Below are 22,772 nucleotides of genomic sequence, written 5' to 3' on the forward strand. Positions count from 1 at the left end.
CATTTGGGCTGGCGTGCAAATGATGATCATCGGATCAAAAATGCACGCTATTTTTTTTGATTCGGGCAGATTATATTCAAAGCCAAGATCAGCCGCTTCGATCGGCGGATCAAATTTAAAATCGGGGGGAAGATCCGATGTTGCAAAAAAGGGGAAAAGCTTTTCTATCGTTATTCATGGCCACACTCGTCCTGTTGGTCTCCGCGTGTTCGTCTGGCGGCGGAAACGCGGAAACAAGCGGAAGCAAAGGGGGAAACGCCGCGGGGGAGCAGGTGACGTTGAAGGTATGGGTACCGATCAATACGCCGGAACTCGACGCGGTGTATAAGCAAATCGGCGCCGACTTCGAGAAAACGCATGAGAACATTAAGGTGGAAATCACGACCATCCCTTTCTCCGATTACTTCCAAAAATTATCGGTGGCCTACGCCGGCGGCATTCAGCCGGACGTCCACGGGCTCGGATTCGGGCAATTGATCTCGACGGTCGACCAGGGCAATTATATGGATTTGAACACCTTGATCCAAAATGACAGTTGGTCCGGCAAAGACGATTTCTTTCCGGACATCCTGAAAGCCGGGGAATGGAACGGCGGACTGTACGGCCTGCTGATTCCCGAGATCCGTCCGTTTGTTTGGAGAAAGGACTATTTCCGGGAAGCAGGACTTGATCCCGAACAACCGCCAAAGACTTATGCCGAATTGTTTGAATTCGCCAAGAAGCTGGCCAAAAAAGAGAACGGAAAAGCCGTGCGCTCCGGTCTCGATATCACGACGAGCACCGTCAACAATGCAAATTCGGAGCAATCGTTCTTAAGCTTGCTGCTGCTTAACGGCTTGAACTTGTATGACGAGACAGGCAATCCGACATTTGATTCGCCGGAGTCGATTAAGGTTCTGGAGCAGGTCATGGAACTCGTGAAAGATAAAGATATCGTGTTCCAAACGGATGTGAACGTAACGGGAACCTTGTTCCAAAACAATTTGGCGGCCATGTCTTTTGCCAGCTCCTATTCGTTGACGCAATTAAGCAAGTCGATCGGCGCGGAGAATCTCGGGTATTCCCTGCCGCCTAAAGGGCCAAACGGCGAGCAAACCTCGCTGATGCTGGGAACGTTCATGACCATGGCCAAGAAAACCGAACACCCGCAAGAAGCTTGGGAATTCCTGAAATTTATGTTCTCGCCGGAAGAAATGCTGCCGTTCTCCAAAGCATCCGGCTACATCCCGCCGCTGAAATCGCTCAAAGATGAATTCGTGAAACTGGATCCGGCCAATGAAGTCATTTTTGAATCGATGAACGACGCCAGCAGCTATTTGCCTTCGGCCAACTGGAATACGATCGTCAAGTACCTGCGGATCGGCTTGGAAGAAGCCTTCTTCGGGAAAAAATCGCCGGAGCAAGCGATGAAGGATGCCGCGGAAGCGGCCCGGCAAGAAAGCGCCAAAAAGTAAAAAGCGAATTCCGGGGCCCCTATGTGCTGCTGTTATGCTCAGGGGGCCTTTAATGGAAAGGGGAAAACGCATGAACGCGACCTGGAGAAGAAAACTAACGCCCTATCTATTGATATTGCCCAACGTGCTCATCTACTTCATTTTTATTTTTGTTCCCCTTTTATGCGTCATCTATTTAAGTTTCACCAACTACAGCATCTTGTCCCCCGGCCATTGGGTGGGGTTGTCCAATTACGAACGGATGCTGGAAGATCAATTGTTTATGGGCGCCGTCAAAAATACGTTTGTGTTTTGGATCGTGTCGGTCCTGCCGCAGATGGCGCTCGGTTTGGTTCTGGCCGTTTTGTTGAATTCGAAAATTAAAGGGCTTTCTTTTTTCCGTGCGGGGTTGTATTTGCCGAGCGTCATCTCCGGGGTCGCGGTATCCATGACATGGCTCTACTTGTATGACTTTCAGAGCGGTCCGTTTAATGCCGTGTTGAAAGGGCTGCATCTGAATCCGGTCAATTGGCTGGGGGATGCGCAGTACGCCTTGATGTCGATCAGTATTCTCGGCATCTGGGTCGGGACCGGATACGCGTTGATCGTATACTTGGCGGGTCTGCAATCGATCTCGCAGGAATTGTACGAGGCGGCCAGCATCGACGGGGCTTCGAAACTGCGCATTTTTTTCCGGATCACCGTGCCGCTCTTGAATCCGATGACGTTTTTCATTTTCGTGACCGCGACGATCCGCTCGTTCCAAGTCTTCGATTACGTTTACGTGATGACCAAAGGCGGGCCGCTGAACGCGACGAATACGATCGTCAACAGCATTGTGGATACCTCTTTCGCGCAGTATGAAATGGGATATGCTTCGGCGCTCTCCATTTTCTTGCTCGTCATTACGCTGGTCATTACTTTGATCAACTACAGAGTCGGAACGAAAACGCTGGATAGCTGAACGGAAGAAGGGAGAGAGACCGTTGAAGAAGCTCGGCATGGCAAAGATTCTAGTCTACGTATTTTTGATCGTGATTACACTGCTCAATTTATTTCCCGTCGTGGTCATGATTTTTACTTCGCTGAAGGGGAACGATGAACTCATTTCGGGAGCGTTCTCCCTGCTGCCCCACGATTGGCATTTCGAAAATTATCTGAAAGCGATGGAGAGCGGGAAATGGGGGCTTTATTTCAAAAATTCCTTGATCGTCACCCTGGTCGTGACGGCCGGCAGTCTCTTATTCAACACGCTAGCGGGGTATACGTTTGCCAGAATCCGCTTTCGGGGCAGCACGATCATCTTCGTGTGCTTGCTGGCCGGGATGATGGTGCCCGCGCAGTCGATTGTGGTTCCGCAGTTCATCATTATGAAAAGCATTCCGCTGTTCGGCAATAACGACATTTGGGGCCAGGGCGGAACGGGCTGGCTGAACACGTATTACGCTTTGATCATTCCCGCTTTGTCCGGGTCGATCGGCATCTTTATGGCCAGACAATTTTTCTCGGGGTTTCCAAAAGACTTGGATGAGGCGGGTTATATGGACGGGTTGGGTTATTTCGGAACTTATCTGAGAATTTTCTTGCCGTTAAGCGGTCCATTGATGGCGACACTCGGCATTTTGAAAATCGTTTCCGTCTGGAATGAATTCTTCCAGCCGCTGATCTTTACGAATACGGAATCGATGCGGACCATCCAATTGGCGTTATCGCTGTTCAAAGGAGAGTTTACGATTCAATACAACTTGCTGATGGCCGCCACCGTGCTGGTGTCGTTGCCGATGCTCGCCGCCTTCCTGTTGTTCCAGAAACAATTCGTCGGCAGCATCGTCTCGTCCGGCGTTAAAGGTTAAATTACGAAAGAAAGCGAGGTAAATGTGATGAAAGCAATCATGCTGATGTTCGATACGTTAAATCGGCACATGCTGCCCCCTTATGGATGCGATTGGGTCCACGCGCCAAACTTCAAAAGGTTGGCCGAGAAAACCGTCGTTTTCGATCATGCCTACGTGGGGAGCATGCCTTGCATGCCCGCGCGGCGGGAACTCCATACGGGACGTCATAATTTCCTGCATCGCAGCTGGGGGCCGATCGAGCCTTTCGACGACTCGATGCCCGAACTATTGAGCGAAAACGGCGTATACACCCATCTCGTCACCGATCACCAGCATTACTGGGAGGATGGCGGTGCGACCTATCATACCCGATATAGTTCGTGCGAGCTGATTCGCGGCCAGGAAGGCGATCCTTGGAAAGGGGAGGTCGCCGACCCGGAACACCCCGAATCGATCGGGATGAAGGCGATGGGCCGGCTCGTCCGCCATGATTGGATCAACCGTAAATATATTCGCGAAGAGCAGGATTTTCCGCAAGCCCGCACGATGGAGAACGGATTGGAATTCATGCGGACGAACCGGAACGAGGATCGCTGGTTTCTGCAGATCGAAACGTTCGATCCGCACGAGCCGTTCTACGCTCCGCAAAAATATCGCGATCTCTATCCCCACGACTACACGGGCAAGCATTTCGATTGGCCGCCATACGGGCCGGTCACCGAAACGGAGGAGGAAGTGGAGCATCTGCGGTACGAATATGCGGCGTTGCTCAGCATGTGCGATCACTACTTGGGGAAAGTGCTGGACGTCATGGATGAATTCGACATGTGGAAGGACACCTTGCTGATCGTGAATACAGATCACGGGTTTCTGCTCGGCGAACACGATTGGTGGGCCAAATCGGTGATGCCCTATTACGATGAGATCGCGCATATGCCGATGTTCATCTGGGATCCCCGCAGCGGGAAGCAGGGCGAGCGCAGGCAAAGTCTTGTGCAGACGATCGATTTGGCTCCTACGCTGCTCAACTACTTCGGGGCCCGCGTGCCGAAGGACATGCAAGGGAAAAACCTCGAAGCCACGATTGCGAGCGATCGGCCTGTCCGCGATTCCGCGATCTTCGGCATGCACGGCGGACACGTGAATGTGACGGACGGGCGCTACGTCTATATGCGCGCCCCGGTGACCGAGACGAACATGCCGCTATACAACTATACATTGATGCCCACACATATGCGCAGCCGCTTTTCCGTGGAGGAACTGCGGGCCTCGGAACTCCATCCGCCGTTTACGTTCACGAAGGGCGTCCCAACGCTGAAAGTTCAAGGTGTCGGCCTCTACAATCGGGCCCATGCGTTCGGCACCCTGTTGTTCGATTTGCAGCAGGACCCCCGGCAGGAGCACCCCATTCAGGACAAGGATTTGGAACAAGCGATGATTGAATTGTTGAAGAAAAACATGGAGGCGAACGAAGCCCCGCCCGAGCAGTATGAAAGGCTAGGTTTATAGATCAAGCGCCGCCATCATTTATTATCTAAATAAGTTGAACTAAAAAAAGTCGGGGGTTAGGCAAAAGTGTGAAATGATTCTGAAGAAACGGCAGTGGTCGCCTTTGTGAGCGGATTTCTACAGTATCTGAATCTACTTAATAAAAGAAATCCGCGAACAACAGCGATCGTAAGAACATTTCACACGGCTGCCCCATTCCGTACAATGATTAGTTCAACATATATAAATCCATTGATGAAGGAGCGAGTCATAAGATGCGTATCTTGTTTTTGGATCTCGATTCGACGTCGCCCGACCATTTGGGATGCTACGGGTACCCCAGAAATACGTCCCCGAATATCGACCGTATCGCGAAACAAGGCGTCCGGTTCACCAATTATTACACATCCGACGCTCCGTGCGCGCCTTCACGCGCCGCGTTCATGTCCGGCCGTTTCGGCATCCATTCGGGACTCGTGGGCCATGGGGGAACGGCGGCGGACTTCCGGAGGGAAGGGGAGCCCCGTCAATTTCGCGATTTGCTGACGACCGAAAGTCTCCCGGGATTCCTTAGATCAGCGGGCATGAAGACCGTGCTGTTCAGCCCTTTCGGAGAAAGACATTCGCAATGGACCTTCTATGCGGGTTTCTCGGAAATCCACAATTCGGGCCAAAGCGGCATGGAGTCGGCGGAGGAAGTGACGCCAAGCGTGCTGGACTGGATTGACCGCAATTCGCAAGACGACAATTGGTTTCTGTATGTCAATTATTGGGACCCCCATACGCCTTACCGGGCGCCGGAGGAATTCGGGAACCCGTTCGCCGGCGAACCGCTGCCGGATTGGATGACGGAGGAGATGCTGGAACGGCACCTGAAGAAAGTAGGGCCGCATAGCCCGCGGGAAATCAATATGTTCGACAATCAGACGAACCCCAAATGGCCGCGCCAACCTGGCGAATTTCTCGACATGGAGGGCTTGCGGCAAATGATCGACGGCTACGACTGCGGAATCCGCTACGTCGATTCACACATCGGGCAGCTAATGGACGCGCTTGGCCGCAAGGGCGTGATGGAGGAACTGGTCATCATTATCTCCGCGGATCACGGCGAGAACCAGGGCCAACTCGGCATTTACGGTGAACATGCCACGGCGGATCAAGGCACATGCCGCATCCCGATGATCATTCGTTGGCCGGGAGTAACCCAGCCGAACGTCGATGAAGGTTTGCACTATCATCTGGACTTCTTGCCGACCATCGCCGAACTACTTGACAAGGAACCTTCCCCGACCTGGGACGGCCGAAGTTATGCGCCCGCTTTAACCGCGGGAACGGACTGCGGAAGAGATTATCTGGTCTTGTCCCAATGCGTTCATGTCTGCCAACGCAGCGTTCGTTTCGGGGATTGGCTGTACATGAGGACGTATCACGACGGTTATCATTTGTTCCCGAAAGAAATGCTGTATAACCTGAAGTCGGATCCGTTCGAGCAGCAGGACGTGGCACCTGAGCATCCGGAGGTCTGCATGCAGGCCGTCTATCGGCTAAACGATTAGCATGACGATATGATGGCATCGATGACCTATGATGTCGACCCGTTATGGACCGTCATTCAAGAAGGCGGCCCTTATCATGCGAAAGGCCACCTTCCCTATTACGTCAATCATTTGGAACGCACGGGCCGCGCCGACGCCATCCCCGAACTAAAGAAACGGCATCCGCGGGAATTTCAGCAGGATTAGGATGGGGAATCCGTTATCATAGAGTTAATGTCTTCACGGAATTCCGTTCGATGATCGTAGAAGTGACAATAATCTCGCGGTTGGTCTCCTGCTTGCCTTGGATATATTCGAACAGCAGTGTGGCCGCTTCGACAGCCATTTGATACGCGGGCACATAAACGCTGGTTACGGCGGGAACGTATTGGTTCCCGTCGTTTTTGTTGTGTTCGATGGTGATGAGGGAAACATCGTTCGGCACATCAAGACCCAGATTATTGAGAAAATTTATCGTCTGCTGAGTTTTGGATACATCGTCGAGAAGCAAGGCGGTCGGCTTGTCGCCTTGTTGCGAAAAGATCGTTTTTATCAATTCCAGATAGGATATTAAATCATTGGTATAGGTAAAGTGCTTAATCATCAAATCATCGCCGTTCTTCTCTGCTTCAAAATCGCGGATTACCGGTTTTATCGGAGCCGTTTCCATCGTAAGCACGGCAATTCGCCTATGGTTGCGTTCGTAAAAATAGTCCAATACCTCGCGGTGATACTGCTTATAACGCGCATAAACGTTCATTCCGGCCTGCTCAAAGAGCTTCTCTCCGATATAGACAACGGGCAGCTTTAAGGTAAGCAGCTCAAGCAAGGATGAACATACAACGGGGGTGCTTCCCAAAATGAGCCCGTCAATCCGCTTCTGCTTGATAAAAGCGTAATATTGCGGGGGAGTTTGATTCGATAAAATCCGGTCGGTCTCGTTCGTTTCATTGATAAAGAGAAGGTGAAAACCGTGCTGAACCAAAACGGAGTTAACTCCATTGATGAACTCCAGAACATAGGTGCTGAACAAGGAGCGGCTAGAATCAGGAGGCAATGAAAAATACAGGCCGATTAATTTAGTTTCGCTATTGGCCAAATTTTGGGCGACGCCATTGGGAACGAAGTTCAGTTTGTTCATCGCGTCGCTGACTTTTTTTTCGGTTTTGCTGCTCACATAACCGCTTCGGTTCAGCACCCGGGAGACCGTGGAGATGGAAACTCCGGCTAAATGGGCTACATCATATATTGACACTTTCATACAGAATATCCCCGCAATGCAAGCCTGCATGTATTTTAAGAAATAGAACCATACTAAATATGTGGTAGCGCTTCTCGAAATTAACTTAACATATTGGACGAAACCAAGTCAATTCGATACCTTTTCGAAAAAAACTTATTTTGGCAACGATTTTTGGATTGAAAAGAAGGCGGTTCCAATGTATAATCTGGGAAAGCGCTTTACGAAACATGTTGGTTAATCGGGTAAACAGATTAATTCTAAAGAGGTTTAGCAAGTGTGGAAGCGCTTCTACATTGTGTGCAGGCTGAAATGAGGTATGGCCCGAAAACGGAAGCTCGGGAAATAGCGAAACGTTTATTTGACAGTGTTTTGTTATTTTTGATGTGGAAGCGCTTCTATATTGACGTCAGGTCGCGAAACGCCTGCTTTAAGGAGGTGTTGGGGAAAATTAGCGGTATAGCAGGTGTGAAAGAAAGGAGGTGTTCAGCCCAATGTGGAAGCGCTTCTATAAACCGGATGCGGCATAAAGCGCATTGCGAAGCGGATAATCGGCAACACTGAAACGAATGTATTCCTATCCAAAATTTGGGGGTTAAAACGATGAATACAGCAAAACCGCAAACAGCCAGCAAAGGGAATATTTTTCAATATTCATTGGGCGGGTTCGGTTCCAATATCCTGTTTTATCTTCAGTTGTCTTTCTTGATGTATTTTTACACCGATGTTTTCGGTGTTTCACCGGCCGCCGTCGGATCGCTGTTTTTAGGTGTCAGGCTGCTTGATGCCATTTTCGATCCGATGATAGGAATACTCTCCGATCGTACGAGAACGAAATGGGGGAAATATCGCCCTTATCTGATTTTTGGAGCTCCCTTGCTAGCCGCCGTCACGATTCTGTTATTTACGGCTCCTGATCTTAGCCTGTCGGGCAAAATCGTTTATGCCGCATTCACTTATTTATCCTACTCGCTGATATCATCCCTTGTGAACGTCCCGTTCCATTCCTTGACGGCGGTGATGAGCAAGGATCCGAACCAAACGACCGCCATTGCCACCGCCAAGCAGTTTATGGCGCTGCCGGCCCAAATCCTGGTTAACGCGGCGGTACTGCCGATGGTCGCTTTTTTCGGAAAAGGTCAACAGGGTTGGCTGATTACGGCCATCCTCCTTGGAATCATCTCTCTATTCTCTTACTGGATTTGTGCAAGCGGTACTAAACGTTATGATACCTTAAGCGATGGAAATAACGGACATTTGCATCCGCCGCTGAAAACCCAGTTGCACTTGGTATCCCAAAACAAACCGTTGCTGGTTTTGATGTTCTCCATGTTTTTGAATTTGGTTGCCACGACGACGAATGCTTCGGTTGCCGTCTATTTCTGGCAGTATAACGTAAACGACGTCAGCTTATATTCGCAAATTTCCTTGTGGGGGCTTATTTTGTCCGTGCCCATGTATGCCTTAATGCCGTATATCGCGAGAAAGATCGGTAAGAAAAACGTGTTTCTGTACGGCAGCCTCGTTTCCGTTGTCCCGACCGTAGTTATCCTATTGACTCCGTATGAGAACGTTACGCTGTTATTTATCGCCACGGTCGTAAAGACGGTATTGGGACCTTTCGCCGGAGCGATCGTATGGGCGATGATTCCGGATTGCGTGCAGTACGGAAATTGGAAAACGGGCATTCAGGGAGCTGGAACCGTAACCTCATCCTGCGTATTCGTTAATAAATTAGGCTCGGCGATCGGCGGCGTGCTGGCGGGGTTTATCCTCGGTGCCGTCGGGTATGTGGCCGGGCAGGCGCAAAATCCCGAGGTGCTGCGGACGATTCTTTATCTGTTTGCAGGCGTGCCGCTGATCGCTTACATCGGCACGATGATCGCGCTGAAGTTTTATCATATTCCACCGGAGGTTTTTAAGACGTCCCCATCGGATCATCCTGAGGCTCCTGCTTCCGGGGTAACCGTCTAAGATCCGTTGGTCCAACAAACTTAAATATATAGATATCACGCATTTATTTTGGAAGGAGAGGATTTTGTAGTGAAAGCCATTATGCTTATGTTTGACACGTTAAATCGGAGAATGCTTCCCCCTTACGGATGCGATTGGGTGCATGCCCCCAATTTCCAAAGATTGGCCGAGAAAACCGTGATTTTCGACCACGCTTATGTCGGCAGTATGCCTTGTATGCCGGCGCGGCGGGAGCTGCACACGGGAAGGCACAATTTTCTTCACCGCAGCTGGGGGCCGATGGAGCCGTTCGACGATTCGATGCCGGAGCTCTTGAAAAATAACGGCGTATATTCCCACATGGTGACTGACCATCAGCACTATTGGGAAGACGGAGGAGGCACATACCACCCCCGTTACAGTTCGTACGAACTGATTCGCGGGCAGGAAGGCGATCCCTGGAAAGGCGAGGTGGCCGATCCGGAAATGCCGGATATGATCGGGATGCAGCACGATTTAGTCCGGCAGGACTGGGTTAACCGGAAGTACATTCGCGAAGAAAAGGATTTTCCGCAGGCGCAGACGATGGAAAAAGGCCTGGAGTTTATCCGGCAAAACTCCGGCCAGGATCGCTGGTTCCTGCAAATTGAAACCTTTGACCCGCATGAGCCGTTTTTTGCTCCGCAAAAGTACCGTGATTTGTATCCGCACGAGTACAACGGCAAACATTTCGATTGGCCGCCTTACGGCCCGGTGCGGGAGACGAAAGAAGAAATCGATCACGTACGGTACGAGTATGCAGCGTTGCTTAGCATGTGCGATCATTATTTGGGCAAAGTGCTGGATACCATGGATGAACTTGATCTGTGGAAGGACACGATGCTGATCGTCAACACCGATCACGGCTATTTGCTGGGAGAACATGACTGGTGGGCCAAATCGATCATGCCTTTTTACCATGAGATCGCGCATATGCCGTTGTTTATTTGGGACCCGCGCAGTCAGAAGCGAGGGGAGCGGAGGAACAGCTTGGTGCAGATGATCGACATGGCTCCGACGCTGCTGAAGTACTTTGGTCTGGATGTTCCGCCGGATATGCAGGGGCAGGATCTGAAGGATACGATCGATCAGGACCGGCCGATCCGGGAGGCGGCATTGTACGGGATCCACGGTGGGCACGTGAATGTGACCGATGGACGTTACGTTTATATGCGGGCGCCGGTGTCCAAGGACAATACGCCGCTATACAACTATACGCTTATGCCTACGCATATGCGCAGCCGGTTTTCGGTTGAGGAGTTGAAAGAGATAAGCCTTCAGGAGCCTTTTTCGTTTACCAAAGGGGTGCAGACGCTGAAAATCAAAGCATCCGGTTCCAGGCATTGGCATTCCTTCGGCACACTTCTGTTCGATACGGAGGCAGATCCTTTGCAGCAGCAGCCGATTCAGGATCCGGAACTGGAGCAAAAAATGATCGGCCTGCTCAAGGAGCGAATGGAGGCGAACGAAGCGCCGTCCGAACAGTATGTACGGTTAGGAATATAGCCCGGCGGGCAGGTGCATGAAAATTTTATTTTCTGAGGAGCTGAGAAACATGGTCGATTTAAAAGCCAAACCGTTTAATTTATCCGCTGAAGACATTGCTTGGGTAGAGCGGACGATCGCCGGCATGACGCTGGACGAGAAGGTCGGGCAGCTGTTTTGCCTGGTCGGTTATTCCGATGAAGAAGAATACTTAAAGCGGCTGGCGGCGGATTACAAGGCCGGGGGGCTGATGTGCCGCCCCATGGCTGCGCGCGATATCGTAAATACAGTCCAGACGCTGCAGCAGAACGCCAAAATTCCGATGCTGATCGCGGCCAATTTGGAGAAGGGCGGTTCCGGCATCGCCGAAGAAGGCACCACCATCGGATCGGTCATGCAGGTGGCCGCCACCGATGACGACAAAATGGCCTACAAGCTCGGCGTCGTCTGCGGCCGCGAAGGCGCGGCGGTGGGCTGCAACTGGGCGTTTGCGCCGATCATCGACATCGATTACAACTTCCGCAACCCGATTACCAATACGCGGACGTTTGGCTCCGATCCGGAGCGGGTCCGCCGCATGGGCATCCAGTATGTCAAAGGCGTGCAGCAAAGCGGTGTCGCGGCTTCGATCAAGCACTTTCCGGGCGACGGGGTCGATGAGCGGGACCAGCATTTAGTGGAAAGCATCAATTCCTTGTCCTGTGAGGATTGGGACGCCACCTACGGCGCTGTCTACAAAGCCTGCATCGAGGAAGGCGCGATGACGGTGATGGTCGGTCATATCCTGCAGCCGGCCTACAGCCGCAAGCTGAATCCGGCGCTCAAGGATCACGAGATTTTGCCGGCTTCCTTGTCCTATGAATTGGTGACGAAGCTGCTTAAAGAGCAACTCGGCTTTAACGGCCTGGTGGTGACGGATGCTTCGACGATGGCGGGGATGATGATTTCGATGCCGCGGTCGCAAGCCGTTCCGCGGGCGATCGCCGCAGGCTGCGATATGTTCCTATTCTGCCGCAGCTTGGAGGAAGATTTCGGCTATATGAAGCAGGGCATCGAAGACGGCATCATCACCGAGGAGCGCCTGAATGAAGCGTTGACCCGGATTCTGGGGCTGAAAGCGGCGTTGAAACTGCACCGCAAACAAGCGGAGGGCACGCTCGCGCCCAAGCTGGAGGAGGCGCTCAAGGTGTTGGGCGCGGAGGAACACCGGCAATGGTCGGTCGAGTGCGCGGACAAGGCGGTAACCCTCGTCAAAGAAGAGAACGGAGTGCTGCCGATTCATCCGGACAAATACAAGCGCGTCCTGTTTTATGATATCGAATCCCAACAGGGAGTGGCGTACAGCGCGCGCGTCGGGGCCGCCGAGCTGTTCAAGGAGAAGCTGAAGAACGAAGGGTTTGAGGTGACCACGTTCGAGGTGAATCCCGGGTTTGAAGGCATGATGTCGTCGCAAAGCGAAGTGCTCGGTAAGTATGATCTGATTATCTATCTCGCCAATATGGTGACCAAAAGCAACCAAACGGTCGTACGCATCGAATGGAAGCAGCCGATGGGGGCCAACGTCCCGGCCTTTATGACTTCCATTCCGACTTTGTTCATTTCGATCGAAAACCCGTACCATCTGTTGGACGTACCGCGGGTGAAGACCTTTATCAATGCCTACAATTCAAACGACAACGTGCTGCAGGCGCTGATCGACAAGCTGATGGGCCGGTCGGAGTTCAAAGGGACGAGCCCGGTTGATGCCTTCTGCGGCCTGTGGGACGCCAAGCTGTAATTGCGGCAGGTAAGCCTGCGGGGATCAAGAGAGAAAGCGGATCGGAAGGGAGAGAGTGGCATGGATCGGCGGTATCAGGCGGTTATTTTTGATCTGGACGGGGTGATCGTCTCGACGGATCGTTATCACTTTTTGGCATGGTCCCAGTTGGCCTGGCAGGAGGGGATCGAATTTAACGAGCAAATCAACCACCGGCTGCGCGGCGTCAGCCGCATGGAAAGTTTGGAGATTATCCTGGAAAAAGCAAGCAGGCGTTATACGCCGGTGGAGAAGCTGAAGCTGGCCGAAAGGAAAAACGAAGTTTACCGCACTCTGCTGGGTGATCTGACCGATGGCGATATGCTGCCGGGAGTGGCGGAGACCTTGTCCGCCCTTCGCGAGCGGGGCTACAAAGTCGCCATCGGCTCGTCCAGCAAAAATACACCAGTCATTTTGGAGCGGATCGGCTTGTCCGGTTATTTCGACGCGGTGGCGGACGGAAACGGGATCAAGAACAGCAAACCGGACCCGGAGGTGTTTCTGCTAGCGGCCGGCAAGCTCGGCGTTCCGCCCGAAGACTGCCTTGTCGTTGAAGACGCGGAGGCCGGAGTCTACGCGGCCAAACGCGGCGGCATGGCAGCTGCGGCCATCGGCGAGGCGCGAAACTGCCAAGAAGCGAATTATTCATTGACGAAGATCGAAGAGTTGTTGCTTATTTTGTAAATGGAGATCATTTAGTTTAAATTGCATGGGCCACCAGCTTTCCTTAGCTCTTAATTCGCTCTCGCGGCGATTTAGGAGCTTTTTGCTTTTTCGGGATTACAAGATTCGAGTAAGGTAATATCTTACACATCATGAAAGCGATTTATATTTTTCTTGACGAAAATTATTTTCATAATTATTATGATAATGAAAATAAATTTAGAAAGGTGGTTCCTCATGAAACGATACTTTGAGAAGGCGCAAAAATTCGGCAAGTCCTTCATGCTTCCCATTGCGGTACTGCCAGCTGCCGGTCTTTTGTTAGGCATCGGCGGCGCATTATCGAATCCAAATACGATTAGCTCGTATCCGCTTCTGCAAATCACCTGGCTGCAGCAGATTTTTACCGTGATGAGCAGTGCCGGAAGCATTGTGTTCGATAATCTCGCCTTGATCTTCGCCATCGGCGTTGCCGTGGGGATGGCAAGAGCGGATAAAGGAACAGCGGGTTTGGCAGCGGGTCTGTCCTACCTGGTTATGAATGCCTCGATCCATGCGATGTTGATCAATACCGGGAAGCTTGCCGCGGACAACCTGGCAGGTGCGGGACAGGGCATGGTGCTGGGAATTCAAACCTTACAGACAGGGGTTCTGGGAGGAATTGTTGTCGGATTGGTCACGGCGTGGCTGCATAACCGGTACAACAAAATAGAGCTTCCCCAGTTTCTTGGCTTTTTCGGAGGTTCCCGGTTTATTCCGATCGTTTCGTCCTTTGCGGCCATCTTCATCGGCATTGCCTTATTTTTGGTCTGGCCGACAATCCAAATCGGTATAGCTAGCCTAGGCAGTCTGGTCGACAAAACCGGTTATATCGGAACGCTGTTTTACGGATTTTTCTTGCGCATGCTTGGGCCTCTGGGGCTGCATCATATTTTCTACCTTCCATTCTGGCAAACCGGTTTGGGAGGAACCATGGAAGTAGCGGGCAAAGTATACGAAGGAACGCAGAATATCTTTTTTGCGCAATTGGGCGATCCCGCTACCGGGAAATACTTTATCGGGACATCCAGATTCATGTCAGGACGTTTTATCACGATGATGTTCGGTTTATTGGGTGCAGCACTGGCCATTTATCATACGGCTAAGCCTGAACGTAAAAAAGTGGTTGGCGGATTGATGTTGTCTGCCGCGCTCACTTCATTTTTAACAGGGATTACAGAGCCTTTGGAATTCTCTTTCTTGTTTGTAGCTCCCATCCTGTACGTGATTCATGCCGCATTTGACGGGTTTGCTTTTATGCTGGCGCATATTTTCGAAATTACCATCGGCCAGACGTTCTCCGGCGGATTGATTGACTTTATCCTGTTCGGAATGCTGCAGGGCAATGAGAAAACCAACTGGATACTGGTGCCGATCATCGGTGTAATATGGTTCCTTCTGTATTATTTCACGTTCCGGATTTTGATCGTTAAACTGAATTTGAAAACGTTAGGGCGTGAAGATGAAGCAGTGGCTGATTCGGAGGCAGCAGCTCCAGGTAACAGCGGTACTTCATCGCCGCCCGGAGAATCCAGATCGGCCGCCATATTGAACGCGCTTGGCGGTACGGAAAATATTACGGACCTGGATTGCTGCGCTACGCGGCTGCGGGTTTCGGTCATCGATAAGGATAAGGTGCAAAAGGACGCATTTAAAGCTACAGGAGCTAAAGGTGTTGTATTTGTCGGGAACGGAGTGCAGGTGATTTACGGACCTCAGGTCACGGTAATCAAGAATGAAATTGAAGAATATTTGGAAACGGAGTAATGGCAATGAATGACTTGGAAAGACTGGGATTAAAAGGCGGTCTCGTTGTATCGTGTCAGGCATTGGAGCATGAACCCCTTCACAGTCCGTATATCATGGGCAGAATGGCGGCAGCGGCCAAAGAAGGCGGGGCCATTGGGATTCGGGCCAACACGGCAACGGATATCAAAGAAATTAAAGAGCAGGTTGATCTGCCCGTCATTGGAATTGTAAAAAGAAACTATGGAACCAATCCGGTGTTCATCACCCCGACGATGCGTGAAATAGACGAATTAGCCGAAGTTCAGGCGGAGGTCGTGGCCTTGGATGCAACGCTCCGTCCAAGACCGGACGGCAAGACATTAAAGGAGTTTGTCGGCGAGATCCGCAGTAAATATCCGGGGCTTCTGTTGATGGCAGACATCTCGACAACAGCTGAAGCGGTGTATGCGGAACAACTTGGTTTTGATTTGATATCTTCGACTTTAGTCGGGTATACAGAGGAGACAGCCGGAAGTAAACTGTACGATCATGATTTTGCCATATTAAAAGATATCGTGTCCCATGTGAAGACTCCGGTTGTGGCGGAAGGAAACATCATGACGCCGGAGATGGCGGCAAGCTGCCTGAAAGCAGGAGTATATTGTGTTGTCGTTGGCGGAGCCATCACCCGTCCGCAGCAGATTACGGAACGTTTTGTATCGGAGATTGCAAAATTAAAGCATCCGGAATCCTCCACAAAATAATATTTTTGCAAAAGAGCGAGTATCGGCGGCCGGATGTCTGCCAATACTCGCTCGTTTTTATTCCGCTGAATACAACGCCTGCAGCGTCTGCCGCCGTGCTTTCAGTAAATTTTCGTCTTCAAGCAAGAGAAGAGACATAACGTCCAAAATATAAATGATGGCAAGTTGGCTGTTGATGAAATTCACATCTCCCGATCGTCCAATATCCGGAGTAAATAGACAAATATCCGAAACTTCGGAGAGGGGGGTATGGTCAAAGTTGGTGATTCCGATGACTTTGGCGCCTCTTTTTCTGGCCTGATTCAAAGCATGACTTACCTCTGTCGTACGTCCCGAGTTGGACAATCCAATCACAACATCATCTTTCCCGAGAAGGGAGGCGCTCATCGTCATCATATGTGAATCCGTTACAGCATCGACCACGAGATTCATCCGGGTTAGTCTGTATTTAAATTCCAGGGCGGAGAGGCCGGAGCTGCCCAGTCCGTAAACATAGATTCTGCGGGATTCCTTAATCAGCTCAACAACCTCTTCAATTCTTTCGGTATCCAGCATTTCGGCTGTCGCATTTACGATATCATTGTACAGATTTTGCGTTTTGATAAAAATATCCGTATCATTACGAGGCTTTTGGGCTTCCCGGTTCAGCAGAATTTTGAAGTCGACAAACGTGTCGCAGCCTACTTTCTTGCAAAAACGGGTAATTGTTGACGTTGAAGTATTTGTATACGAGGCCAAATCCTTAATATTGATATTGTTAATGGATTGCCGATTGCGTATGACGTAATCGGCAATCTCTTTTTCCTTGGCTGAAAATCGTTGATATTCAAGCTGCAGTATGTCAATGACACTGGTCGACATCACAAAAAGCCTCATTTCCATTAGGATGGTATATTATCCATTTTAACAGTATGTTTCCGTGAAAACAAAAGAGAATAAAAAGGATTGAAGCATCCGAAAAGATCATATATAATTAAATTCATCATACCAATATATAAATTTATCATACAAATTCAAAGGGGGTGATTGTTCACGGTTGATGTTATATTTATTGGCTTGAAATTTTGCGGTTAGATTTTGGAGGAGGACATAAAGTGAGAGAAAACAACAGTAATAGAAAGAAAAATGTTTTATTGATCACGGTGGATCAGTGGCCGGGAAGTTTAATGGGAAGTCAAGGCAGAGACGACTTTTTTTCGCCTACACTTGATGAGTTGGCCAAAGTCGGGGTGATTTTTGGTAACGCATACAGTCCAACGCCGGTTTGTATTCCGGCCCGGCGGGAGATCATGACAGGAACAAGTTCAAGAACACATGGGGATAGGACGTTTAACGAATTTCTAAAAATGCCGGAGGTTCCTACGCTTCCCGAAGCTTTTAAAAACAACGGCTATCAAACGTATGCCGTCGGAAAATTGCATGTGTATCCGCAAAGAGCGCGGATCGGATTCGATGATGTCATTTTAAATGAAGAAGGGAGAAAGGTTAACTTTCCCCATGAGATGAGGGAGGATGATTACACAAGGTTTATCAACAGGAAGGGATACGCAGGATTGGATTTTGCCCATGGCATGTCAAACAATAATTATATAACGAGACCATGGCACTTGCCGGAGGAGTTGCACCAGACGAGCTGGACATCCAGGCAAATGTGCGAGCAAATTATCCGCAGAGATCCGACGAAGCCTGCTTTTTGGTACTGTGGGTTCACGGCACCGCATCCGCCGGTTGTTCCTCCCCAAGTTTTTATGGATATGTACAATGATGTGGATGTTGAGAGCCCCTATATCGGCGATTGGGCGAAGGATTCGGAAGCCGTCCCGTATCCTGTGAAGTATTACAGCAGTCTATACGACATTAAAACGGAAAATTTACTTCGGCAAGCCAGAAAGGGGTTTTATGCATCCTGTACCCATATTGATTATTCCATTAGGTCGATCATAGGGACACTTCGAGATGAGAAAGTTCTCGACAACACGATCATTGTCATTACATCCGATCATGGAGAGATGCTGGGCAATCACAACTTATGGGGAAAAAATCTCTTTTATGAAGATGCCGCTAAAGTTCCTTTAATTATCGTGCCTACCATAGATCATGGAGACTGGGGATTTAATACAACCGATGACCGTTTGGTGGAATTGAAAGATATTATGCCAACATTGCTTGATATGTGCAATCTCCCAATACCGGAAACGGTGGAAGGAATATCCTTGCTAAATAAAAATAACAAGAGAGAGTACGTCTACGGAGAGCTTTGGGAAGATGACCGGGCTACGAGGATGATCCGCACAGAACAATTTAAACTCATTTACTACGCTGTCGGGAATCAGTTTCAGTTGTTTGATATGGTCCATGATCCCCAAGAAATGGTGGATCTATCCGGAAACGCCCAGTATAAGAACGTAAAAGAAGAACTGACGGATATTTTAATATCGCATTTATATGGCAATGATGTTGAGTGGTTGGAAGACGGAAAACTGATAGGAAAACCGTCCAAATCATTCGAATATAAACCCGTTCAAGACAACTGCGGTATTTTAAGCAACCGCGATTTACTGTTGCAGCGTGGAATTCGATAATAAGCGGGAGGTTTAAAATGAAGAATCTTCAAGTCAAAAGAAGCCATGTTCGCTGGACGATCATACTCATGTTATTTATAGTTTCATCTCTAAATTACGCTGACCGGGCAGCCATCTCCATCGGCGCTCCATCCATGCAAAATGAACTTGGAATCAGTGCAGTCGCTTTAGGTTATATATTTTCAGCTTTTTCATGGGCTTATGTCGGTGCCCAAATTCCGGGCGGATGGCTGCTTGATCGTTTTGGATCCAAAAAAATCTATTTCCTTAGTATTTTCTTCTGGTCGCTTTTTACTCTTTTTCAAGGATTCGTTGGATTTCTTGTAGGCGCTGCGTTGATTGTGACCCTTTTTATTTTAAGGTTTTTAACCGGGCTAGCGGAGGCGCCGGCCTATCCTGCCAATAGCCGGATCACGGCTTCCTGGTTTCCCACGAAAGAAAGGGGAACGGCAGCTTCGATTTTTTCTTCAGCCCAGTATGGAGCAACCGTTATCTTTTCCCCTCTTATGGCGTATGTTACGCAAACCTATGGTTGGAAAAGCAATTTCATCCTTATGGGAACGCTTGGAATCGTGTTAAGTATGGTTTGGCTGAAGTCGATCTATAGTCCAAAAGATCATCCGCGCATCAACAAGGCCGAGCTGGAATATATCGAGCAAGGGGGAGCCATGGTTGATTTGGATACCAAAGCGACCTTGGAGAACAAAGAATCAAAATGGCCTTATATTCGAAAACTGCTAAAAAACCGGATGATGATGGGGATTTTTTTCGGGCAATATTGCATTAATGTGATGACTTATTTTTTCCTGACCTGGTTTCCGATTTACTTGGTAAAAGATCGCGGCATGTCCATTCTGAAAGCGGGTTTTGTCGCTTCCTTACCGGCACTTTGCGGTTTTGCGGCGAGTATATTAAGCGGAATCTTTTCGGATTACTTGCTTAAGAAAGGATGTTCTTTAACCGTAGCCAGAAAGGTTCCTATCATAGCGGGTATGTTGATGTCCATGACGATCATCGGCTGTAATTATGTGAACTCGGAAGGCCTTGTTATTTTTCTGATGTCTTTAGCGTTTTTTGGAAAAGGATTCGGCGCGCTTGGCTGGTGTGTGGTTTCCGATGTTGCCCCCAAAGAGGCGCTTGGCATCAGCGGAGGTTTGTTAAATACGTTTGGAAATATTGCAGGAATTATCACGCCAATTGTAATCGGATACATTATTCAAGGAACGGGGTCCTTTAATTTAGCGCTTGTCTATGTAGGCATCCATGCTCTGGCGGCAATTTTATGTTATTTGCTGATCGTAGGCAGAATAGAGAGATTTAAATTATAGGGGCCCTTGTTGTAAGCGCTTAATAGCCACTCCTATTCCCTCATTAATGGTAAGATGTTATACTTGCATTATTATGAAAATATTATTAATGGGAGAACAACATGGCTGAACATGTTTCCGGTTCAGAAAAGGTTCCGTTTTCGAAGATCTTATACAATTTTATCTTACAAAAAGATTATAAGAGCGGAGATAAACTTCCCACCGAACGGGAATTGTCGGAACATTTTGGCGTGGGGAGAGGTACGGTTCGCGAAGCGTTAAGCGGGTTGAAGGCCTTAGGGATCATCGAGGTTCGGCAAGGATCGGGATGTTACGTGAAGGAAATTAATTTGGCATCGCTTCTGCTTCCGATCCAGGGACAACTTTATAGTAAACGGATCCTTGTTGAAGAAATCATGGAAACAAGAGTGGCTATCGAGCTGGAAATTATTCGGCTGGCCATCAAAAGGGCAACGCCCATCATGCTGGACAAAATTGAATCTTACTTAACCTCGGTTGAGCAAGATTCCGCAGATGAAAAAAATTCAACAAAGTACAGCAGGCACTTTGCCTTTGAACAATTGTTAGCCGAAATGGCGGGAAACCGTATATTAATCATGATGCAAAGTTTAGTCCATGAGCTTTGGGGCGATATCACAAGCAAGGGCTGGCGCCGCAGAAGCATGGAAATTAGCCATCAAGAGCATATGGATATTTTCCGCAGCATCAAAAAAAGGGATTTGCCGTCTGCGCTCACAAAAATGGAAAACCATCTGTTGTGGGGCGTAAAATACTTTGATGAAATGAATGATCCGACGCAAAGCTAATATTGTAAAACGATGGAGAGCCGGATCCGCCGAAAGGCGGACGTCTGGTTCGGGGAAGGGCCTGGGTGTCAAACTATCCTCACGGATGGGGCGACCCAGGCCTATTCGGTTTTCGAGGTGACTTCATGGATTAGATCCAGTAGTTGTAGTAAAGCGATCGCCCACCCGAGCGCCCTTGCTTCCTATTCCAGCTTTCTTGGTCTATTGTTGAATGGAATAGTTGCAAAATGTACAGTTACTTATCCGCAAATGCTGCCACAGCGCTTGTTTAAGTGTAAAACCTGCAATAACTCCGCCATCTTTTGAAGAAAAGGCAAAAATACGAGGAAATAGATGTATGAAATACAATTAAACGAATGATTAGGTAAATGGATATAAAGTTAGTTGTATGATTTGCAATTAATGGTCAGAGTAGGGCCGGTGAGTTATAAGTTAAGCGACCGGCTCGGCCGAAAAAAGGTTTGAAAAAAGTTCAAACTTATTTTATCCGCGGCGGGTCTTTATAATTCTTATTGAAAGCGCATTCAATAAAAATTGAAGAAAGCGCTGCTCTCAAAAACGAACGGGGGGAACACGGGTGAGAATTATTTATTTTGATATCGATTCGCTCCGGCCCGACCATATGGGGTGCTACGGATACGAAAGAAATACGACGCCGCATATCGATCGGATCGCGGCGGAGGGAGCCCGTTTTAACGGCTGCTACACCGCGTCGTCGCCTTGCGTGCCTTCGCGGGCCAGCTTTATGTCGGGACGCTTCGGCATCAACCACGGAGCGCTGACCCACTGGGGGCCGGGCTGCGATTTTGATTATCCCGACGGGGACGGCCACAGCCGGACGGTTCCGTTTTTTACGCGTTATTTGCGCGAGGCCGGGTATAAGACGGTGACGTTTTCCTCCTTCGGCGACCGTCATCATGCCTGGTGGTATTTCGCCGGCTGGAACGAGGTGCACACCCATTCGCTGAAAGAAGGCAACGAAGACGCGCACGAGGTGAATGCGGCCGTTATCCCCTGGATCAAGGCGCATGCGCACGAGGAGAACTTTTTCCTCCACATCCAGTATTGGGACCCGCATACGATGTACACGTATCCGAAGGAATATGCGGATCAGTGGAAGGAGGTCCCGGCCAAAGCGTTTCCCGATGCCGCAACGATCGAAAAGCACCAGGCGGACCGGTTTCCGCGTTCGGCAGCTCTTCTTCATACGGCAAGCCGCATACCGGAGACGATGCCCGAGCGAATCCGGGACCGGGAGGATTTCATCCGGCTGATCGACGGCTACGACGGCGGCATCAGCTACATGGACCGCTGCATCGGGGAGATCATGGAGACGCTGCGCGAGATGGGGATCGAGGATGAGGTATGCTTCGTCATCAGCGCGGATCACGCCGAATCGTTTGGCGAGCATGGCATCTACATGGAGCACGCGAACGCCTCGGAATCGGTTCACCATATCCCGCTGATCATCAAGGCGCCCGGCGTGACGAAACCCGGCACAATCGCGGACGGGCTCGCCTACAATGTGGACGTGATCGCCACGATCACCGACATGGCCGGTTTGCCGGTGCCGGAAGGCTGGGACGGCAAGTCGTTCCTCTCCGCTTTGAAGGGCGAAGCCTGGCAGGGGCGGGACCATCTGGTGATGGACCACGCCTTGTACGCTTGCCAGAGAGCGGTCCGGGACAAAAAGTGGTACTATATGCGCACCTATCACGAAGGGCTTTACCGCTACGATCCTGTGGCGCTTTACGATATGGAAAACGACCCGTATCAGACGACGAATGTCGCCGGCGAGCATCCGGAGGTCGTCCGGGAGATGGATCATCGCCTGATGAACTGGCTGCATGAGCATACGGGGAAACCGGGGGCAAAGACCGATCCGCTGCAAAAGGTGATCCGGACCGGACCGTTCAAATATGTCACCGTGAACCAGTGGATCAAGCGGCTGCATGACGAAGGGTACTACGAAGATGCCAAGGAGCTCGCGGCAAAATATTCGCATGAAACGCTGGAGTCGGCTTACGGCTCGGCATAGAGGCATAAACTTCGGCCATAC

16 protein-coding genes and 2 pseudogenes are annotated in these 22,772 nt (G+C 49.9%); 16 read left to right on the top strand and 2 right to left on the bottom strand.

What is annotated here, in order from left to right; all coding sequences use genetic code 11:
- Nucleotides 1–137: 137 nt before the first annotated feature.
- The 5 genes and pseudogenes from EHV15_RS20380 (at nt 138) to EHV15_RS20400 (ending at nt 6,498) form a co-directional block, all read left to right on the top strand.
- Nucleotides 138–1,454 (top strand): ABC transporter substrate-binding protein, encoded by a 1,317-nt coding sequence (locus EHV15_RS20380; protein ID WP_128632812.1) that lies wholly within the window; start codon nt 138–140, stop codon nt 1,452–1,454.
- Nucleotides 1,455–1,506: 52 nt separating this feature from the next.
- Nucleotides 1,507–2,397 carry a carbohydrate ABC transporter permease gene (locus EHV15_RS20385; RefSeq protein WP_051985538.1) on the top strand — a complete coding sequence of 297 codons (891 nt, stop codon included), beginning with the start codon at nt 1,507–1,509 and terminating at the stop codon, nt 2,395–2,397.
- Between the two features lie 37 nt (nt 2,398–2,434).
- On the top strand, nt 2,435–3,286 hold the full coding sequence (locus EHV15_RS20390; protein WP_128632814.1) for a carbohydrate ABC transporter permease: 852 nt from the start codon (nt 2,435–2,437) through the stop codon (nt 3,284–3,286).
- A 27-nt stretch (nt 3,287–3,313) separates the two neighbouring features.
- Nucleotides 3,314–4,777, top strand: a complete 1,464-nt coding sequence (locus tag EHV15_RS20395) for a sulfatase (RefSeq protein ID WP_128632815.1) — start codon at nt 3,314–3,316, stop codon at nt 4,775–4,777.
- Nucleotides 4,778–5,031: 254 nt separating this feature from the next.
- A pseudogene (locus EHV15_RS20400) lies at nt 5,032–6,498 on the top strand (sulfatase family protein).
- Nucleotides 6,499–6,514: 16 nt separating this feature from the next.
- On the opposite strand, the gene EHV15_RS20405 reads toward EHV15_RS20400, so the two are convergent.
- Complete coding sequence (locus tag EHV15_RS20405) at nt 6,515–7,552, bottom strand: LacI family DNA-binding transcriptional regulator (protein ID WP_178075908.1); 1,038 nt, start codon at nt 7,550–7,552, stop codon at nt 6,515–6,517.
- A gap of 582 nt (nt 7,553–8,134) precedes the next feature.
- On the opposite strand from EHV15_RS20405, the gene EHV15_RS20410 reads away from it, so the two are divergent.
- The 6 genes from EHV15_RS20410 (at nt 8,135) to EHV15_RS20435 (ending at nt 15,997) form a co-directional block, all read left to right on the top strand.
- Nucleotides 8,135–9,505: an MFS transporter gene (locus tag EHV15_RS20410; protein ID WP_128632817.1), complete on the top strand. Its 1,371-nt coding sequence runs from the start codon at nt 8,135–8,137 to the stop codon at nt 9,503–9,505.
- Between the two features lie 69 nt (nt 9,506–9,574).
- Complete coding sequence (locus EHV15_RS20415) at nt 9,575–11,029, top strand: sulfatase (RefSeq protein WP_128632818.1); 1,455 nt, start codon at nt 9,575–9,577, stop codon at nt 11,027–11,029.
- A gap of 49 nt (nt 11,030–11,078) precedes the next feature.
- Nucleotides 11,079–12,785 carry a glycoside hydrolase family 3 protein gene (locus EHV15_RS20420; protein WP_128632819.1) on the top strand — a complete coding sequence of 569 codons (1,707 nt, stop codon included), beginning with the start codon at nt 11,079–11,081 and terminating at the stop codon, nt 12,783–12,785.
- Nucleotides 12,786–12,845: 60 nt separating this feature from the next.
- Nucleotides 12,846–13,487: a beta-phosphoglucomutase gene (gene pgmB / locus EHV15_RS20425; protein WP_128632820.1), complete on the top strand. Its 642-nt coding sequence runs from the start codon at nt 12,846–12,848 to the stop codon at nt 13,485–13,487.
- 216 nt (nt 13,488–13,703) lie between these two features.
- Entirely contained in the window at nt 13,704–15,272 is a 1,569-nt protein-coding gene (gene ptsG, locus EHV15_RS20430) for a glucose-specific PTS transporter subunit IIBC (protein WP_128632821.1), read from the top strand.
- Nucleotides 15,273–15,277: 5 nt separating this feature from the next.
- Complete coding sequence (locus EHV15_RS20435; RefSeq protein ID WP_128632822.1) at nt 15,278–15,997, top strand: N-acetylmannosamine-6-phosphate 2-epimerase; 720 nt, start codon at nt 15,278–15,280, stop codon at nt 15,995–15,997.
- Nucleotides 15,998–16,054: 57 nt separating this feature from the next.
- Here EHV15_RS20435 and EHV15_RS20440 read toward each other — a convergent pair whose 3' ends face one another.
- Nucleotides 16,055–16,858 carry a MurR/RpiR family transcriptional regulator gene (locus EHV15_RS20440; protein WP_178075909.1) on the bottom strand — a complete coding sequence of 268 codons (804 nt, stop codon included), beginning with the start codon at nt 16,856–16,858 and terminating at the stop codon, nt 16,055–16,057.
- Nucleotides 16,859–17,091: 233 nt separating this feature from the next.
- On the opposite strand from EHV15_RS20440, the gene EHV15_RS20445 reads away from it, so the two are divergent.
- From EHV15_RS20445 to EHV15_RS20460, 5 genes and pseudogenes are all read left to right on the top strand, one after another.
- Nucleotides 17,092–18,579: a sulfatase-like hydrolase/transferase gene (locus EHV15_RS20445; protein WP_128632824.1), complete on the top strand. Its 1,488-nt coding sequence runs from the start codon at nt 17,092–17,094 to the stop codon at nt 18,577–18,579.
- Nucleotides 18,580–18,596: 17 nt separating this feature from the next.
- Nucleotides 18,597–19,907 carry an MFS transporter gene (locus tag EHV15_RS20450; protein ID WP_128632825.1) on the top strand — a complete coding sequence of 437 codons (1,311 nt, stop codon included), beginning with the start codon at nt 18,597–18,599 and terminating at the stop codon, nt 19,905–19,907.
- 101 nt (nt 19,908–20,008) lie between these two features.
- Nucleotides 20,009–20,164, top strand: a pseudogene (locus EHV15_RS38370) (FadR/GntR family transcriptional regulator); the annotation flags it as partial.
- Between the two features lie 57 nt (nt 20,165–20,221).
- Nucleotides 20,222–20,713, top strand: coding sequence for a FadR/GntR family transcriptional regulator (locus tag EHV15_RS20455; RefSeq protein ID WP_246061705.1), 492 nt, complete (start codon nt 20,222–20,224; stop codon nt 20,711–20,713).
- Nucleotides 20,714–21,290: 577 nt separating this feature from the next.
- The gene (locus EHV15_RS20460; RefSeq protein ID WP_128632827.1) at nt 21,291–22,751 is read left to right on the top strand and encodes a sulfatase family protein; all 1,461 of its coding nucleotides are present in this window, start codon (nt 21,291–21,293) and stop codon (nt 22,749–22,751) included.
- Nucleotides 22,752–22,772 lie beyond the last annotated feature (21 nt).

The organism is Paenibacillus oralis (assembly GCF_003863965.1).
Lineage (GTDB): Bacteria > Bacillota > Bacilli > Paenibacillales > Paenibacillaceae > Fontibacillus > Fontibacillus oralis.

Coding starts and splice junctions, on each gene's coding strand:
- EHV15_RS20380 (WP_128632812.1), top strand. CDS start 138: ATGTTGCAAAAAAGGGGAAAAGCTTTTCTATCGTTATTCATGGCCACA.
- EHV15_RS20385 (WP_051985538.1), top strand. CDS start 1,507: ATGGAAAGGGGAAAACGCATGAACGCGACCTGGAGAAGAAAACTAACG.
- EHV15_RS20390 (WP_128632814.1), top strand. CDS start 2,435: ATGGCAAAGATTCTAGTCTACGTATTTTTGATCGTGATTACACTGCTC.
- EHV15_RS20395 (WP_128632815.1), top strand. CDS start 3,314: ATGAAAGCAATCATGCTGATGTTCGATACGTTAAATCGGCACATGCTG.
- EHV15_RS20405 (WP_178075908.1), bottom strand. CDS start 7,552: ATGAAAGTGTCAATATATGATGTAGCCCATTTAGCCGGAGTTTCCATC.
- EHV15_RS20410 (WP_128632817.1), top strand. CDS start 8,135: ATGAATACAGCAAAACCGCAAACAGCCAGCAAAGGGAATATTTTTCAA.
- EHV15_RS20420 (WP_128632819.1), top strand. CDS start 11,079: ATGGTCGATTTAAAAGCCAAACCGTTTAATTTATCCGCTGAAGACATT.
- pgmB (WP_128632820.1), top strand. CDS start 12,846: ATGGATCGGCGGTATCAGGCGGTTATTTTTGATCTGGACGGGGTGATC.
- ptsG (WP_128632821.1), top strand. CDS start 13,704: ATGAAACGATACTTTGAGAAGGCGCAAAAATTCGGCAAGTCCTTCATG.
- EHV15_RS20435 (WP_128632822.1), top strand. CDS start 15,278: ATGAATGACTTGGAAAGACTGGGATTAAAAGGCGGTCTCGTTGTATCG.
- EHV15_RS20440 (WP_178075909.1), bottom strand. CDS start 16,858: ATGTCGACCAGTGTCATTGACATACTGCAGCTTGAATATCAACGATTT.
- EHV15_RS20450 (WP_128632825.1), top strand. CDS start 18,597: ATGAAGAATCTTCAAGTCAAAAGAAGCCATGTTCGCTGGACGATCATA.